The 16,976-nt window shown below is 63.2% G+C and carries 14 protein-coding genes; 10 read left to right on the plus strand and 4 right to left on the minus strand.

Features of this window, described 5'->3' with window-relative positions; all coding sequences use genetic code 11:
• Window positions 1–199 precede the first annotated feature (199 nt).
• Window positions 200–1,183: a complex I NDUFA9 subunit family protein gene (locus ACR0FC_RS13745; RefSeq protein WP_170340598.1), complete on the plus strand. Its 984-nt coding sequence runs from the start codon at window positions 200–202 to the stop codon at window positions 1,181–1,183.
• Here ACR0FC_RS13745 and ACR0FC_RS13750 read toward each other — a convergent pair whose 3' ends face one another.
• The gene (locus ACR0FC_RS13750) at window positions 1,184–1,987 is read right to left on the minus strand and encodes an undecaprenyl-diphosphate phosphatase (protein WP_170340596.1); all 804 of its coding nucleotides are present in this window, start codon (window positions 1,985–1,987) and stop codon (window positions 1,184–1,186) included. It abuts the gene before it with no gap.
• Window positions 1,988–2,215: 228 nt separating this feature from the next.
• On the opposite strand from ACR0FC_RS13750, the gene ACR0FC_RS13755 reads away from it, so the two are divergent.
• The 8 genes from ACR0FC_RS13755 (at window position 2,216) to ACR0FC_RS13790 (ending at window position 14,433) form a co-directional block, all read left to right on the plus strand.
• Window positions 2,216–3,649 carry an NAD(P)-dependent oxidoreductase gene (locus ACR0FC_RS13755; RefSeq protein ID WP_170340594.1) on the plus strand — a complete coding sequence of 478 codons (1,434 nt, stop codon included), beginning with the start codon at window positions 2,216–2,218 and terminating at the stop codon, window positions 3,647–3,649.
• 29 nt (window positions 3,650–3,678) lie between these two features.
• On the plus strand, window positions 3,679–4,116 hold the full coding sequence (locus ACR0FC_RS13760; protein WP_005979708.1) for a GFA family protein: 438 nt from the start codon (window positions 3,679–3,681) through the stop codon (window positions 4,114–4,116).
• A complete protein-coding gene (gene gltB, locus ACR0FC_RS13765; protein ID WP_170340593.1) occupies window positions 4,113–8,645 on the plus strand; it encodes a glutamate synthase large subunit in 4,533 nt (1,510 codons plus the stop codon). The genes ACR0FC_RS13760 and gltB overlap by 4 nt, the downstream gene beginning before the upstream one ends.
• 176 nt (window positions 8,646–8,821) lie before the next feature.
• Window positions 8,822–9,739, plus strand: coding sequence for a Hint domain-containing protein (locus ACR0FC_RS13770; RefSeq protein WP_170340591.1), 918 nt, complete (start codon window positions 8,822–8,824; stop codon window positions 9,737–9,739).
• 40 nt (window positions 9,740–9,779) lie between these two features.
• The gene (gene mtgA, locus ACR0FC_RS13775; RefSeq protein WP_170340590.1) at window positions 9,780–10,520 is read left to right on the plus strand and encodes a monofunctional biosynthetic peptidoglycan transglycosylase; all 741 of its coding nucleotides are present in this window, start codon (window positions 9,780–9,782) and stop codon (window positions 10,518–10,520) included.
• Window positions 10,521–10,579: 59 nt separating this feature from the next.
• Window positions 10,580–11,245, plus strand: coding sequence for an FtsZ-binding protein FzlA (gene fzlA, locus ACR0FC_RS13780; RefSeq protein ID WP_170340588.1), 666 nt, complete (start codon window positions 10,580–10,582; stop codon window positions 11,243–11,245).
• Between the two features lie 75 nt (window positions 11,246–11,320).
• Window positions 11,321–12,358 carry a tRNA epoxyqueuosine(34) reductase QueG gene (gene queG, locus ACR0FC_RS13785; RefSeq protein ID WP_170340586.1) on the plus strand — a complete coding sequence of 346 codons (1,038 nt, stop codon included), beginning with the start codon at window positions 11,321–11,323 and terminating at the stop codon, window positions 12,356–12,358.
• 71 nt (window positions 12,359–12,429) lie between these two features.
• Window positions 12,430–14,433, plus strand: a complete 2,004-nt coding sequence (locus ACR0FC_RS13790) for a hydantoinase/oxoprolinase N-terminal domain-containing protein (protein ID WP_170340584.1) — start codon at window positions 12,430–12,432, stop codon at window positions 14,431–14,433.
• 3 nt (window positions 14,434–14,436) lie between these two features.
• Here ACR0FC_RS13790 and msrA read toward each other — a convergent pair whose 3' ends face one another.
• Together msrA and msrB are read right to left on the minus strand one after the other, a co-directional pair.
• Entirely contained in the window at window positions 14,437–14,949 is a 513-nt protein-coding gene (msrA, locus tag ACR0FC_RS13795; RefSeq protein WP_005979692.1) for a peptide-methionine (S)-S-oxide reductase MsrA, read from the minus strand.
• Entirely contained in the window at window positions 14,946–15,395 is a 450-nt protein-coding gene (msrB, locus tag ACR0FC_RS13800; protein WP_170340582.1) for a peptide-methionine (R)-S-oxide reductase MsrB, read from the minus strand. The genes msrA and msrB overlap by 4 nt, the downstream gene beginning before the upstream one ends.
• A 145-nt stretch (window positions 15,396–15,540) precedes the next feature.
• Between msrB and ACR0FC_RS13805 the strand changes: the two genes are divergently transcribed.
• On the plus strand, window positions 15,541–16,062 hold the full coding sequence (locus ACR0FC_RS13805; RefSeq protein ID WP_170340580.1) for a glutathione peroxidase: 522 nt from the start codon (window positions 15,541–15,543) through the stop codon (window positions 16,060–16,062).
• Here ACR0FC_RS13805 and ACR0FC_RS13810 read toward each other — a convergent pair.
• Window positions 16,038–16,925 (minus strand): DMT family transporter, encoded by an 888-nt coding sequence (locus ACR0FC_RS13810; protein WP_170340579.1) that lies wholly within the window; start codon window positions 16,923–16,925, stop codon window positions 16,038–16,040. The two genes, ACR0FC_RS13805 and ACR0FC_RS13810, sit on opposite strands and share 25 nt — an antisense overlap.
• Window positions 16,926–16,976: the final 51 nt, after the last annotated feature.

A 16,976-nucleotide genomic window follows, 5' to 3' on the forward strand; every position in this document is an offset into this window, starting at 1 on the left:
GGGGCGTTTAAGCCTACTCGCCGAGGGCGTCAACAGGATTCGAACGGAATTTCGAAAGTTTTTTTTCGGCCACCTTCCCGCGGCGCGATCCCGCCGGTTCCGGCAATGTTTTTCGCCTGATGCGCGGCGTTATTGCGCCTTGTTTGCCGGGCTTTGGAGCGGTAGATCGGAACAAGACCTACACAGCAGGAGCCCAACCATGTCCAAACTGGTCACGATTTACGGTGGATCGGGATTCGTCGGCCGCTATATCGCGCGACGCATGGCCAACGAAGGGTGGCGTGTACGGGTGGCGGTCCGCCGTCCGAACGAGGCGATCTTCGTCAAGACCTATGGCGTCGTCGGCCAGGTCGAGCCAATTCTGTGCAATATCCGCGACGATGCCTCGGTGGCCAGTGCGATGCATGGTGCCGATGCGGTCGTCAACTGCGTGGGCGTTCTGAACGAACTGGGCAAGAATGGATTTGGCGCCGTGCAAGACGAAGGCGCGGGCCGCATCGCCCGTCTGGCGGCCGAGCAAGGCATTTCCCGTATGGTCCATATTTCGGCCATCGGTGCTGACGCGAATTCCGACAGCGAATACGCACGCACCAAGGCTGCGGGCGAAGCTGCTGTGCTGACCCATATGCCCGATGCCGTGATCCTGAGGCCCTCGGTGATCTTCGGGACCGAAGATCAGTTCTTCAACCGTTTCGCCGGCATGACCCGTATCTCGCCCTTTCTTCCGATCTTTGGCGCCGACACCCCGTTCCAGCCGGTGTTTGTCGATGATGTGGCGCAGGCCGTGGTCAAGGGCGTGTTGGGTCAGGCCGCACCGGGTGTCTACGAATTGGGTGGACCCGAGGCCAAGACCTTCCGCGAACTGATGCAGCAGATGCTCGAGGTGATCCACCGCCGCCGCATCATCATCGGTCTGCCGTTCTGGGGTGGGCGGATCATGGCCGGGGTTCTGGACATGCTGAAATTCGTCAGCTTCCAGCTGTTTCCGAACAACATCCTGACCCGCGACCAGTTGAAGAACCTGCGCCGAGACAATGTGGTGTCCGAAGGAGCGAAAGGTTTCGCCGATCTGGGGATCGAGCCTGCTTCGCTGGAATCGGTTCTGCCGGAATACCTGTGGAAATTCCGCCCGTCGGGTCAGTACGATGACATCCAGAACTCGGCCCGGAACCTGCGCATCTGATCAGCTGTAAGCGACAATCAGCAGGATCGTACCCAGAATCACGCGATAGATCACATATGGCGTGAAGCTGACGCTGCGTAGCAGACGCATCATCAGGCTCAGCGCCAACAGGGCCGAAACAAAGGCGAATACGGCTGCAATGGCGCTGTCCTTGGCCAGCTGAGCGTTGGCCTGCCCGATCACGTCCAGCGACAGCAACGCACCCGAGGCGATGATTGTGGGGATCGACATCAGCATCGCGATGCGCGCGCCGTCCTCGCGGGTATATCCCAAGTGCCGCGCGCCGGTGATGCAGATCCCCGACCGAGAGGTGCCGGGAATCAGCGCCAGGACCTGCCACAGACCCAAAATAGCCGCGTCGCGCAGCCCCCAGTCCGCGGCCTCTTTGGTCTGGGGGCCTTTCTGGTCCATCCAATACAGCAGCAATCCGAAGCCCAGCATCGTCCACCCGATCACCGCCACGGACCGCATCGCACTGCTGAGGCCGGTCAGGTGCAGGATGGCACCAACGATGACGGTCGGGATGGTGGCTACGATCAACGCCAGGGCCAGTCGGGACTGTGGGGTGTCGATGCGCCCGCGCAAAGCACGTGGCAGGCCCGCAAGGGCCAGTTTCACGTCGCTCCAGAAATACAGAACCACCGCGCCCAATGTGCCCACATGCACCGCGACGTCGATGGCCAGTCCCTGGTCTTCCATTCCGGTGAGGCTTGGCAGCAGGATCAGGTGGCCTGATGACGAAATCGGCAGAAACTCGGTGATCCCCTGGATGATCGCCACCAGAATCAGCTGAAAAAAACTCATCTGCCCGCCCGTGTTTGCGCCCGTGTTCTTTGCATTCAAGGCGTATAAGCGCGATCAGCAAAAGGAAAGTCAGGATTTAGGTCCGAAGTGGTCCTAAAAATGAACAGAAAGTCGCCCAAAGAGATCGATCTTTCCGATTTTTTCCAATTTAGGTCAGCATAATTGACTTTTCATCCGAATTGGCTTCGCATAAAGAAATCCGACCAAGCCAATTCATGGAGTCTGACCGTGGCCAAGCAACCGATGCTGAAATTTGTGCAGATCGATCGTGACATGCCTGAAAAGCGCGCCGCAACCGATCGCAGAGCGGACTTTCATGAAATCTATGCCGAATACGCCGCGGAAAAAGCCGCCGAGCAGGCCAGCCGTTGCAGCCAATGCGGTGTGCCGTATTGTCAGTCGCACTGCCCGCTGCACAACAACATCCCGGACTGGCTGCGCCTGACCGCCACCGGACGGCTTGAAGAAGCCTATCAGACCAGCCAGGCCACCAATACCTTCCCCGAGATCTGCGGACGTATATGCCCGCAGGACCGACTGTGCGAAGGCAACTGCGTGATCGAGCAATCGGGCCATGGCACTGTCACCATCGGTGCGGTCGAGAAATACATCACCGACACCGCGTGGGAGGAAGGCTGGGTCAAACCTGTCGCTCCAACCGCCGAACGCCCCGAAAGCGTCGGCATCATCGGGGGCGGACCCGGTGGTCTGGCGGCGGCGGACATGCTGCGCCGGGCCGGGATCCAGGTCACGGTCTATGACCGCTATGACCGCGCGGGCGGCCTGCTGATGTACGGCATTCCGGGCTTCAAGCTGGAAAAGGACGTGGTTCAACGCCGCAACGACCTGCTGGCCGAGGGCGGCGTCACTTTTGAACTGAACTGTGACGTCGACGCTGCCAAGTTCGCCGATATCCGCGCCAAACATGACGCCGTGATCATTGCGACGGGCGTCTACAAGTCGCGGGATCTGTCCATGCCCGGCAGTGGCCTGCCCGGTATCGAAAAGGCGATCGATTTCCTGACTGCCTCGAACCGCAAAAGCTTTGGTGACGCGGTTCCCGAGTTTGACGATGGCCGCCTGAACGCCAAGGGCAAGAAGGTGGTCGTGATCGGTGGCGGTGATACGGCGATGGATTGCGTCCGCACCTCGATCCGCCAGGGCGCGACCTCGGTCAAATGCCTGTATCGCCGCGACCGGGCGAACATGCCTGGCTCGCAGCGCGAAACACAGAACGCCGAGGAAGAGGGCGTGATCTTTGAATGGCTCAGCGCGCCCGAGGGGTTTGTCGGCGATGAGCGGGTCACCGGCGTGATGGTGCAGAAGATGCGCCTGGGCCAGCCCGATGCCACCGGCCGCCAGGCCCCCGAAGTGATTGAAGGCGCAGATTACGTCGAAGAGGCCGATCTGGTCATCAAAGCGCTGGGCTTCGAGCCCGAGGACCTGCCCACCCTGTTCGGCCAGCCCGACCTGCCCGTGACCCGCTGGGGCACCATCAAGGCCGCGTTCGAAACCGGCGAGACCGAGATGGACGGCGTCTATGCCATCGGTGACATCGTGCGCGGTGCCTCGCTGGTGGTCTGGGCGATCCGCGACGGGCGTGACTGCGCGCAGGCCATCATCGACCGGTTCAACGGCAAGGCCGCGCTTGCGGCCGAGTGAACCCGCAGCCCAGCGACAGGAGGGACAGGATGCCCGAATTGCAAGGCCAATGCATGTGCGGCGCGGTCACCGTGACCGCGACCCCCGCCCGCGACGCGCTGGGCGCCTGCCATTGCGACATGTGCCGCCGCTGGACCAGCAGCGCGCTGGTCACCTTTCCGGCCCAGCCGGGCTATGCGGCGCTGGGGCCGGTCAAGACCTTCACCTCGTCCGACTGGGCCGAACGTGCCTTCTGCGAAGAATGCGGCTCGGCCCTGTGGTACCGGATCACCCTGCCGGGCGAGATGCACGGCCAGACACAGATCGCGGCCGGCCTGTTCGACAACGCGGCTGGCAACACGCTGAAACTTGAACTTTACATCGACAAGAAGCCCGAGGGTTACGCGTTCGCAGGTGAACGCCGCCAGATGACCGAAGCCGAGGTCATGGCCATGTACGCCCCATCGGAAGAAGGAGACAGCCAATGACGAAATATGATGCCGATTGGGTCCGGGCCGAGGAAGCCAAGCGCAAGTGGATGGCCGAAAATGGCCTGTATTCCGAGCAGGAAGAGCATTCCTCGTGCGGGGTCGGTCTGGTGGTTTCGGTTGACGGCAAGAAAAGCCGCAAGGTGGTCGAGGCCGGGATCGATGCGCTCAAGGCGATCTGGCACCGCGGCGCGGTGGATGCCGACGGCAAGACCGGCGACGGCGCGGGCATCCATGTGCAGATCCCGGCCCCCTTCTTCTATGACCAGATCCGCCGCACCGGGCACGAGCCCAAGATGGACGAGCTGATCGCCGTGGGGCAGGTGTTCCTACCGCGCACCGATTTCGGCGCGCAGGAGCGCTGCCGGACCATCGTGGAAACCGAAGTTCTGCGGATGGGCTATTACATCTATGGCTGGCGCCATGTGCCGGTGGACGTGACCTGCCTGGGCGAAAAGGCAAACGCGACCCGGCCCGAGATCGAGCAGATCCTGATCTCGAATTCCAAGGGCGTCGACGAGGACACGTTCGAGCGCGAATTGTACGTCATCCGCCGCCGGATCGAGAAAGCCGCCGCCGCCGCGGGGATTTCGGGTCTGTACCTGGCCTCGCTCAGCTGCCGGTCGATCATCTACAAGGGCATGATGCTGGCCGAGCAGGTCGCCGTGTTCTACCCCGACCTGATGGACGAGCGTTTCGAGTCGGCCTTTGCGATCTATCACCAACGGTATTCGACCAACACCTTCCCGCAATGGTGGCTGGCGCAGCCGTTCCGGATGCTAGCGCATAACGGCGAGATCAACACGCTGAAGGGCAACATCAACTGGATGAAAAGCCACGAGATCCGCATGGCCTCGGCGACCTTTGGCGACTATGCCGAAGACATCAAGCCGATCATCGCGGGCGGGTCTTCGGATTCGGCGGCGCTGGATTCGGTGTTCGAGGTTCTGGTGCGCGCAGGCCGCTCGGCCCCGATGGCCAAGACGATGCTGGTGCCGGAAAGCTGGTCGAAACAGGCGGTGGAACTGCCGCAAGCCTGGCGCGACATGTATTCCTACTGCAACTCGGTGATGGAGCCGTGGGACGGCCCTGCCGCGCTGGCCATGACGGATGGGCGCTGGGTCTGCGCCGGGCTGGACCGCAACGGCCTGCGTCCGATGCGCTATGTGGTCACCGGCGACGGACTGGTGATCGCCGGGTCCGAGGCGGGCATGGTTCCGATCGACGAGGCCAGCGTTGTCGAGAAAGGCGCGCTGGGCCCCGGCCAGATGCTGGCCGTCGACATGAAGAAGGGCAAGCTGTATCGCGACAAGCAGATCAAGGACAAGCTGGCCGCGACGCTGCCGTTCGGGGACTGGGTCAGCAAGATCAACGATCTGGACGAAAAGCTGGCCAAGGTGACTGAAAAGCCGCTGTTCTCGGGTGAAGAGCTGCGCAAGCGCCAGATCGCGGCGGGCTACACGGTCGAAGAGCTGGAGCAGATCCTTGCACCGATGGCCGAGGACGGCAAAGAGGCGATCGCTTCGATGGGCGACGACACGCCTTCGGCGGTTCTGTCCAAACAGTACCGGCCGCTCAGCCATTTCTTCCGCCAGAACTTCAGCCAGGTGACCAACCCGCCCATCGACAGCCTGCGCGAATACCGCGTGATGTCGCTGAAGACGCGGTTCGGCAACCTCAAGAACGTGCTTGACGAGGACAGCAGCCAGACCGAGATCGTTGTGCTGGAAAGCCCCTTTGTCGGCAACGCCCAGTGGGAAGAACTGGTGGCGAATTTCGATGCGCCGCTGGCCGAGATCGACTGTACCTTCGAACCCGGCACCGGCGCGCTGAGCGCCGCGCTGGCGCGCATCCGCTCGGAGGCGGAGGAGGCCGTGCGTTCTGGCGCGGGTCACCTGGTGTTGACCGACCAGTATTCCGGCCCCGGCAAAGTGGCGATGCCGATGATCCTGGCCACCAGCGCGGTGCATTCGCACCTGATCCGTCAGGGTCTGCGGACCTTCTGCTCGCTCAACGTGCGTTCGGCGGAATGCATCGACCCGCATTATTTCGCGGTGCTGATCGGCTGTGGCGCGACCGTGGTCAACGCCTATCTGGCCGAGGATTCGCTGGCCGACCGGATCGAACGCGGCTTGCTCGAAGGCAGCCTGACCGAAAACGTCGCGCGCTACCGCGAGGCGATCGACCAGGGCCTGCTGAAGATCATGGCCAAGATGGGCATTTCGGTGATCTCGTCCTATCGCGGCGGCCTGAATTTCGAGGCCGTGGGCCTGAGCCGCGCCATGGTGGCCGAATATTTCCCCGGCATGACCAGCCGGATCTCGGGCATCGGCGTCACCGGCATTCAGTCCAAAGCCGAAGGAATCCATGCCAAAGGCTGGGAGAGTGGCCTGGACGTTCTGCCCATCGGTGGCTTCTACAAGGCCCGCAAATCGGGTGAGACCCATGCGTGGGAAGCGACCTCGATGCACATGATGCAGATGGCCTGCAACCGCGCCTCTTACGAGCTGTGGAAGCAGTATTCGGCCAAGATGCAGGCCAACCCGCCGATCCATCTGCGCGACCTGATGGATTTCAAACCGCTTGGCAAGCCGATCCCGATCGAGGAGGTCGAGTCGATCACCTCGATCCGCAAGCGGTTCGTCACGCCGGGCATGTCGCTGGGCGCGCTCAGCCCCGAGGCGCACAAGACGCTGAACGTGGCGATGAACCGGATCGGCGCGAAATCCGACTCGGGTGAAGGTGGGGAAGATCCCGCACACTTCGTGCCCGAGCCGAATGGCGACAACCCCTCGGCCAAGATCAAGCAGGTGGCCTCGGGCCGGTTCGGTGTGACCGCCGAATACCTCAACCAGTGCGAAGAGCTGGAAATCAAGGTGGCCCAAGGTGCCAAGCCCGGCGAGGGCGGCCAGCTGCCCGGCATGAAGGTCACCGATCTGATCGCGCGCCTGCGTCACTCGACCAAGGGCGTGACGCTGATCTCGCCGCCGCCGCACCACGACATCTACTCGATCGAGGATCTGGCGCAGCTGATCTATGACCTCAAGCAGATCAACCCGCGCGCCAAGGTGACGGTCAAGCTGGTGGCGTCCTCGGGCGTGGGCACGATCGCCGCCGGGGTGGCCAAGGCCAAGGCCGACATCATCCTGATCTCGGGCCACAATGGCGGCACCGGGGCATCGCCCGCGACCAGCATCAAATATGCCGGCCTGCCGTGGGAGATGGGCCTGACCGAGGCGCACCAGGTTCTGGCGATGAACAACCTGCGCGAGCGGGTGACCCTGCGCACCGATGGCGGTTTGCGCACCGGGCGCGATATCGTCATGGCGGCGATGATGGGGGCCGAGGAATACGGCATCGGCACCGCCGCCCTGATTGCGATGGGCTGCATCATGGTGCGCCAGTGCCAATCGAACACCTGCCCGGTGGGCGTGTGTACGCAGGACGAGAGCCTGCGCGCGAAGTTCACCGGCAATGCCGACAAGGTGGTGAACCTGATCACTTTCTATGCGCAGGAAGTGCGCGAGATTCTGGCCAGCATCGGCGCGCGGTCGCTGGACGAGATCATCGGCCGGGCCGATCTGCTGGCGCAGGTCAGCCGCGGGTCGGCGCATCTGGACGATCTGGACCTGAATCCGCTGCTGATCACCGTCGATGGCGCACAGAACATCGTCTATGACCGTGACAAGCCGCGCAATGCGGTGCCCGATACGCTGGACTCTGAAATCGTGCGCGACGCGGCGCGGTTCCTGAAAGATGGCGAGAAGATGCAGTTGTCTTATGCCGTGCAGAACACGCACCGGACAGTGGGCACCCGCGTGTCCAGCCACATCGTGCAGAATTTCGGAATGCGCAACACGTTCCAGCCGGACCACCTGCATGTCAAGCTGCAGGGCTCGGCCGGTCAGTCGCTGGGCGCCTTCGCCGCGCCGGGGCTCAAACTGGAAGTGTCGGGTGACGCCAACGACTATGTGGGCAAGGGCCTGTCGGGCGGCACCATCGTCGTACGCCCGCCGCAGGTCAGCCCGCTGCAGGCCGACCGGAATACAATCATCGGCAACACGGTCCTGTACGGCGCGACCGACGGGTACCTGTTCGCGGCCGGCCGTGCGGGTGAGCGGTTCGCCGTGCGCAACTCGGGTGCCACCGTGGTGGTCGAGGGCTGCGGCTCGAACGGGTGTGAGTACATGACCGGCGGCGTTGCGGTGATCCTGGGTGACATCGGCGCGAACTTTGGCGCGGGGATGACGGGCGGCATGGCCTATCTGTACGACCCCGAAGGCAAGGCGCAGCTGCTGATGAACATGGAAACCCTGGTGACCTGCCCCGTAACGGTCGAGCATTGGGAGACCCAGCTGAAATCGCTGATAGAACGTCACGCAGCGGAAACCGGCAGCCGCAAGGCCGCCGACATCCTGCAGCACTGGGATGTCGAGCTGTCGAACTTCCTGCAGGTCTGTCCGAAGGAAATGCTGAACAAGCTCAGCCACCCGCTGAGCCACGAGGCAGCGGCGGTTCCGGCCGAGTAAGACTGCCTGTGAAACCTGCCCCGCGTGTTTGAAAAGACACGCGGGGTTTTCGTTTTGTGTCCCCCCGTTTCCGGATTTCTTGAAAAAACATTGTGTGTCGCTAGGCCTGTACACGGAAAGTTTGGAAATTTCGCCAATGCTTCCGCTTGCCACCAATTACGCCTGGGAGTCGTCGCATGCCCACGACCTATCTTGACCAGTTCTTTGCCATGGATCCGGCCAGCCCGCCGGCAACGGGGACCCTTCTGACGGTTGAGAAGTACAATCTGGTCGACCAGAACGACGATGGCGATATCGACAGTTCCGACAATGACTCTGTCAACGGCATCGATGTTACCCGATCCTGGCCGGGCGATACGGTGACGATCAACGTGTCCGGTGTGGGCAACGTCACCTACACGGGAATCACATTCTATCTGGCTGATGGCAGTAGGGTATTCACCCCGACGGACGGTCAGGTGCTGCAAGAGGGGACGCTTGTCTCGACGACTTTCGTCAATACCGAGGGTCCCCTTGTGGTTCCGGGTGAGCTTGGGCCGCCGTGTTTTACCGCCGGAACGATGATAAAGACTCCGGATGGGTTGCGCCGCGTCGAGGATCTGCAGCCCGGTGACCTGGTCACGACGGTCGACAAAGGCGCGCAGGCTCTGATCTGGGTCGGCAGAACCACCGTTGCGGCCGAGGGCAACGCCGCACCCATCCGCTTTGCCGCAGGGGTTCTGGGACTGGACCGTGACACTCTGTTCTCGCCGCAGCACCGGATGCTGATCGACGATTGGCGCGCGGCTTATTTCTACGGCCACCCCGAGGTTTTGATTGCCGCACATTCCCTGGTCAATGGCACGACGGTGACCCCGGTCGAAGGCGGCGAGATCGAGTATTTCCACCTGTTGTTCGACCAGCACGAGATCGTCATCGCCAACGGCGCCAAAAGCGAAAGCTACTATCCCGGTCACGCCGCTACGCGGTCTGACCGGGAAACCCAAGCCGAGCTGTTGCGCCTGTTCCCGCAATTGGGAGTGGTGGAAGATGGTGGTCCGAAAACCGCTCGTCCGGTGGTGCGCCCGCGCGAAGGGCGGCTGATCGCGTCATAATTCCGTTCCAAATACCGGTGCTGCGGCGTATAGCAGGAACATGGCGAAGAAAGCAGCGCGCAAATCCCGCGGTAAGTCCAAAAAGGCAACCCGGTCTCGGAAAACGGAAACGCTCATCGTTCGGATTCGGCGGTGGGTACTGCGTGTCATCGGTGCCCTGGCCGCGGCGTTCGTGGCGCTTGTATTGCTTTACACCGTGGTCAACCCGCCGATCACCCATACGATCTGGTCCGAGTGGCGCCGCCTGGGCAAGGTGGACCGGGAATGGGTCGCGATCGAGGATATGTCTCCGCACATGGCCCGGTCGGTCGTTGCGGCCGAGGATGCGAATTTCTGCCTGCATTGGGGTTTTGACGTGAACGCGATCCGCGATGCGCTTGAAGATGGTGGCAACCGCGGGGCGTCGACCATTTCTCAGCAGGTGGTCAAGAATGTCTTTCTGTGGCAGGGGCGCAGTTGGGTGCGCAAGGCGCTTGAGACCTCCATGACCCCGGTCGTCGAAATCTTCTGGAGCAAGAAGCGCATACTCGAGGTGTATCTGAACGTGGCTGAGACCGGTGAGGGCCTGTTCGGGATCGAGGCGGCCGCCCGGAAGAATTTTGGTGTCAGTTCCGCCCAACTCAGCCCGGTGCAGGCGGCGCGTCTGGCGGCAATCCTTCCGTCACCGCGCAACCGTTCGGTCACGGACCCGTCGGTTTACACCCGCAGACGAGCCGCCGCGATCCGCGATGGAGCGGCCACCATCCGCGCAGATGGTCGCGCAGATTGCTTCGAGGATTGAAACTTCTGCCCGTCAGCGGCTATTGCTGAGCGGTACTCAATTGGTTCGAATGGATCCACATGGCGCGTTTGTTTCACGTTCCCCTGTCCCCCTTTTGTCGAAAAGTCCGCCTGTCACTGGCGGAAAAGAAGATCGAAGTCGAATTGGTCGAGGAAAAGTACTGGGAAAAATCCCCGGACTTCTTGCGCAGAAACCCTGCGGCCAAGGTCCCGGTTCTGCGGCTGGATGGCCGGGTGATGTCAGAAAGCGCAGCGATCTGCGAATACATCGAAGAGACGCGGCCGGAACCCGCATTGATGCCGAAAACTCCGGAAGCCCGGTTTGAGGTGCGCCGACTGGTCAGTTGGTTTGATGACAAATTCCACCACGAGGTGACATCCAAGCTGCTGTACGAGCGAGTGAACAAGAAAGTGACCGGTCAGGGCTATCCCGACAGCAAGAACGTCAAGGAAGGCGCGCGGGCGATCAAATTCCACCTGGATTACATGGCCTGGCTGCTGGATCAGCGGCGCTGGCTGGCCGGAGATCAGATGACATTGGCCGATTTCGCGGCTGCCGCGCATCTGTCGGCGCTGGACTATATTTCGGACGTGGACTGGAATCGCAGCCAGGTGGTCAAGGACTGGTACGCCAAGATCAAGTCGCGCCCGGCCTTCCGGTCGATCCTGGCGGATCAGGTGCCGGGCTTCCGCCCGCCCGCCCATTACGCCGACCTGGATTTCTGATAGGTTGGGGCAGGGGGCTGTCTGCCCCCTCTTGGCCCGTTGGGCCAATTCACCCCAGAGGATATTTTGGGCCAGATGAACAGCGCGACGGCATTGAAGGACAGGTTGGTGGCGCAGGCCCGGGCCGAGGGGTTCGTGTCGTGCCGGATCTGCCGACCCTGGGACGTGCCCGAGGTGCCTGCGCGGTTGGCCGCCTTTCTGGCGGCGGATTATCACGGGCAGATGGGTTGGATGGCCGAGCGGGCCCATTGGCGGGGCGATCCGGCGCAGCTGTGGCCCGAGGCGCGCTCGGTCATCATGCTGGCCGAGAGTTACACGCCGGATCATGATCCGACCGAGGTTCTGGGGCGACCCGATCGCGGGGCGATCTCGGTCTATGCGCAGAACAGGGATTACCACGATCTGGTCAAGAAGCGGCTGAAGCGGCTGGCCCGGTGGCTGATCGCCGAGGCCGGGGGCGAGGTGAAGGTGTTCGTCGATACCGCGCCGGTGCCCGAGAAGGCTTTGGGCCATGCGGCCGGGTTGGGCTGGCAGGGCAAACACACCAATCTGGTCAGCCGGGAATGGGGCAATTGGGCCTTTTTAGGGTCTGTTTTCACCACCCTGGACTTGCCGACGGATCCGCCGGAAGTGGATCATTGCGGGTCGTGTCGGGCCTGTCTGGATGCCTGCCCCACGGATGCCTTCCCGGCGCCCTATCAGCTGGATGCACGGCGTTGCATTTCTTATCTGACCATCGAGCACAAGGGGCCGGTGGATCAGGAGTTGCGCGGCAAGCTGGGCAACCGCATCTACGGTTGTGATGATTGCCTTGCCGCCTGCCCGTGGAACAAGTTCGCGGTGGCGGCCAGCGACATCCGCTATGCCGCGCGCCAAGACCTGATGGCGCCGCCGCTGGCGGAACTGGCCGGGTTGGACGATGCGGCGTTCCGGGCCAGATTCTCGGGCTCACCGATCAAGCGGATCGGGCGGGACCGGTTCGTGCGCAACGTTCTGTATGCCATCGGCAATTCCGGGTCGTCGGCGTTGATCCCGGTCGCGCAGGCGCTGACCGAGGATCCCGACCCCACGGTCGCGGACGCGGCGCGCTGGGCGGTCGAACAACTGTCGTGAATGCCGCAAACAGGCTGGACGCGTCGGTTCAAACCGCTACACCCGTGACTGCGAACAGGATGGAGATCCCGATGGCGTTGGCTTTGGGCGTGGATACCGGTGGAACCTACACCGATGCGGTGCTGATCCGGGACGAGGAAGAGGTGATCGCCTCGGCCAAGTCACTGACCACACGCGAGGATCTGGCGATCGGCGTCGGGCGGGCGATCCGGGCGGTGCTGGACCAGGCGCAGGTCGCGCCCGTTCAGATCTCGATGGCGTCGCTGTCGACGACGCTGGCCACGAACGCGCTGGTCGAGGGGCAGGGCGGGCGCGTCGCGCTGATCTATGTCGGATTTCGGGACGGCGATCTGGACAGGCATGGGCTGCGCGATGCGCTGAAGGGTGACCCGGCGCTGGTGATCGCGGGCGGGCACAGCCATGCCGGGGCCGAGGCCGCGCCTTTGGATACAGGGGCGTTGCGCGAATTTCTGGACCAGCAGTCCGGGATTTCCGGGTTTGCGGTTGCGGCCCAGTTCGCCACGCGGAACCCCGTGCATGAGCTTGAGGTCGCGCGGATCATCGCCGCAAAGACCGGCGCGCCGGTGACCTGCTCGCATCAGTTGTCGGCCAAGCTGAATGGGCCGAAACGTGCGGTGACGGCGGTGCTGAATGCACGTCTGATCGGAATGATCGACCGTCTGATCGGCCGGGCGCAGGATGTTCTGCTCGAGCTGGGCATCGACGCGCCGATGATGGTGGTGCGCGGGGATGGCGCCTTGATGAGCGCCGAGCAGGCGCGGGAGCGGCCGATCGAAACGATTCTCAGCGGTCCGGCGGCCTCGATCGTGGGGGCGCGCTGGCTGACCGGAGTTCAGGACGCACTGGTGTCGGATATCGGAGGGACGACGACCGATGTGGCTCTGATCCGCGACGGAAAGCCGGCGATCGACCCGGCGGGCGCACGGGTCGGCGGGTTCCGCACCATGGTCGAGGCGGTGGCGATGCGCACGCATGGTCTGGGCGGTGACAGCCAGGTGCATGTGGTGACCGAAGGCCTGCGCGGCGGCGTTTTCCTGGGTCCGCGCCGGGTGCTGCCGGTGTCGCTGATCGCGTCTGAGGCGCCCGAAGTGGTCCATGCCGCGCTGGACGAGCAGTTGCGCGCGACCACGGTGGGCGAGCACGACACCCGTTTCGCCCGCCGCGTGCCCGGCATCCACGCCGAGGGTCTGGGACCGCGCGAGGCGGGGCTGCTGGAGCGGCTGGGGGACAGGGTTCTGCCCCTGAGCGCCCTGCTGCGCACGCGGATGGAAAACGGCGCTCTGACCCGGTTGGTGGATCGCGGGATCGTTCAGGTCTCGGGGGTGACGCCGTCTGATGCCAGCCACGTTCTGGGGCGCCTGTCCGATTGGGATAAGGGTGCCGCGCGCAAGGCGCTGGAGCTGATTGCGCGCCGACGTGTGGGGTCGGGCGACCGGCTGGCGGGCTCGGCCGACGAACTGGCCGGTATGATCGTGGATCAGTTGACCGAACAGACCGTTTTGACCTTGTTAGAGACTGCTTTTGCGGAAGAGGCCGAGGCGTTCGGCCTGCCGCCCGAGGATCTGGCGCGCCATGTGCTGACCCGGCGGGGCTTGCGCGGGCATCGCGGTCTGCTGGCGTTGGATACGACGCTGAACGTGGATGTGGTCGGGCTGGGTGCCTCGGCGCCGAGCTATTACCCGGCGGTCGGTGAGCGTCTGCGCTGTGCGATGGTGCTGCCCGACCATGCCGGGGTGGCCAACGCGATCGGGGCCGTCGTGGGGCGGTTGACCATGCGGCGGGCGGGCACGGTGACCGCTCCGTCCGAAGGCCGGTACCGCGTGCATCTGAATGAAGGTCCGCAGGATTTCCCCACACCCGAACCCGCGCTGGCCCTGCTGGAGGCCGAACTGCGGCGCGAGACCGAAAGCGCCGTGCGCGAGGCCGGGGCCGAGGATATCCGCGTGATCGTCAACCGCGACATCCGCACCGCCCGGATCGAAGGCAAGGATGTCTTCGTCGAGGCGATGCTGACCGTCGAAGCCAGCGGCCGCCCGCGGGTGGCCGTCGGCTGAACTTTATTCGGCAGCGCTGCTGCGTTTGGGCAGAACCCAGTCCGGGCGCGGAAAGTGGCAGGTATAGCCGTTGGGGATACGCTGAAGGTAGTCCTGATGCTCGGGCTCGGCCTCCCAGAAATCGCCGACGGGTTCGACCTCGGTCACGACCTTGCCGGGCCACAGCCCGCTGGCATCCACATCGGCGATCGTGTCCAGCGCGATCTGTTTCTGCGTTTCGTCGCAGTAATAGATGGCCGAGCGATAGCTCATCCCGATGTCATTGCCCTGACGGTTCACGGTGGTCGGGTCGTGGATCTGGAAAAAGAACTCGAGCAGATCGCGATAGGTGATCTTTGCGGGGTCGAACCAGATCTCGATCCCTTCGGCATGGGTGCCGTGGTTGCGATAGGTCGCGTTGGGCACGTCGCCGCCGGTATATCCGACGCGGGTGCGCAGAACGCCGGGCAGCTTGCGGATCAGGTCCTGCATGCCCCAGAAGCAGCCTCCGGCCAGAACGGCGCGTTGTTCGGTCATTTCGGGTCCTCCACTTGATCGAGGTATTCGCCATAGCCCTCGGCCTCCATGTCGTCACGATGGATGAACCGCAGCGCGGCGGAGTTGATGCAATAGCGTAGCCCACCCTGATCCAGCGGACCATCGGGAAACACATGGCCCAGGTGACTGTCGCCGTGTTTCGAGCGGACCTCGGTCCGGATCATCCCCAGCGAGCGGTCCTCAAGCTCGGTGACGTGGTCATGCACGATGGGTTTGGTGAAACTGGGCCAGCCGCAGCCCGACTCGTATTTGTGGGTCGAGGCGAACAGCGGCTCGCCCGATACGATATCCACGTAGATGCCGGGTTCCTTGTTGTTCAGGTGTTTTCCGGTGCCGGGGCGTTCGGTCCCGTTGCGCTGGGTGACGTGGAATTCCTCGGGCGACAGGGAAGCGACAACCGATGGATCTTTGGTATATTTGGGCATGGGTCCTCCGGCATTGCATACGTTGCCGAGATATTTGGGGTGCGCCGCGACAAAAGCAAAGCCCTGTTTCATCCGGCTCGCGCGATCGTGCAGGTGATCTGCCGCCGTGTTTCGAGCGTATCATTACCAAAGAGGAGGTCACGCCATGTTCAGAATGTTGCTGTTGTCTGCCTTGTTGTTGATCGGTCGAACGGTGCAGGCCGCGCCCGTGTCCGGAGAGTTCCCTTCGATCGATGGCGGCACGCTGTCGCTGTCGGACTGGCGCGGCCAGCCGGTTCTGGTGGTCAACACGGCCTCGCAATGCGGGTTTACCGGGCAGTATTCCGGGCTGCAAAAGCTGCAGGACACCTATGGACCCGAAGGTTTGGTGGTTCTGGCGGTCCCGTCGGATTCCTTCAACCAGGAACTGGAAACCGCCAGTGAGGTCAAGCAGTTCTGTGAGCTGAACTATGACCTGACCCTGCCCATGACCGACATCACCCCCGTCACCGGTCCGCAGGCGCACCCGTTCTACAAGGCGGTCGCGGCTGAAACCGGGTTTGTGCCCAACTGGAATTTCAACAAGATCCTGTTGAGCCCCGATGGCGAGGTCGTGGCGACCTTTGGGTCGACGACACGGCCTGACTCCCGCAAGCTGCGCCGTCAGGTCGAGGCGCTGCTGCGCTGAACCGGCTGGCGTGACAACTGCACGGCCAGAATGCCCAGCGTGGTGACCGCAACACCAACGGCGTCCATTGCGCCCAACCGTTCACCCAGCAGAATCGCGGCGATCGTGACCCCGAACACCGGGTTGAGGAAATGGAAGGTCGCCGCGCGGATCGGCCCGATCCGGTTGAGCAGCAAGAACCAGATCAACGTGGCCAGCAGGCCGGGGAACAGGGTCGTGTAGGTGAAGGCCAGCGCCAGCGGCCAGGTTGGACGGACATAGATCGTCTCGAACAACGGGGCGGCGACGAACAGAACCGCCGAGCCGACGAACATCTGCAGACCGACGACCATCATGAAATTCCCGCCTGAGGTCGCCCCGCGTACGGCCAGCGTGGCGAAGGTCAGCGCCAGCGCGCCCAGCCCGCAGAGGGCAACGCCGAACAGGTCGATCCCGGCGCTGATCCGGCTGCTCATGATCAGGGCCACGCCGGCGAACCCGGCCAGCAGACCCAGAACACCCAGCGGGCGCAACCGTTCCCCGAACAGCAGCCAACCGGCCAGAGCCACCAGCAATGGCATGGTCGAGGCGATGATCGCCGCGACCGAGGCCTCGACCGTTTGCATGGCATAGAAATTCAGACCCAAATACAGGGCATTCTGGCAGATTCCGAATAGGATGGTCGCGTACCATTGCGACCGCGTCAGGCGCCAGCTCTGGCCCATGGCCGCGGCGATGGCGACACCCAGGATGCCGGAAATCAGGAAGCGAACCGCCAGTGAAAACAGCGGCGAAGCATCCGCGACGATGATCCGCGCCGAGGTAAAGGCCGACGACCAGATGAAGGCAAAGGCCAGCCCCATGGCGATGGCGCGCAGATCCATGACCGCTCCTGTTTGAATGTGCGGCGACTGTTTCCGATTTTCCCGCAGGCC

Source organism: Ruegeria sp. BB9 (assembly GCF_056539345.1).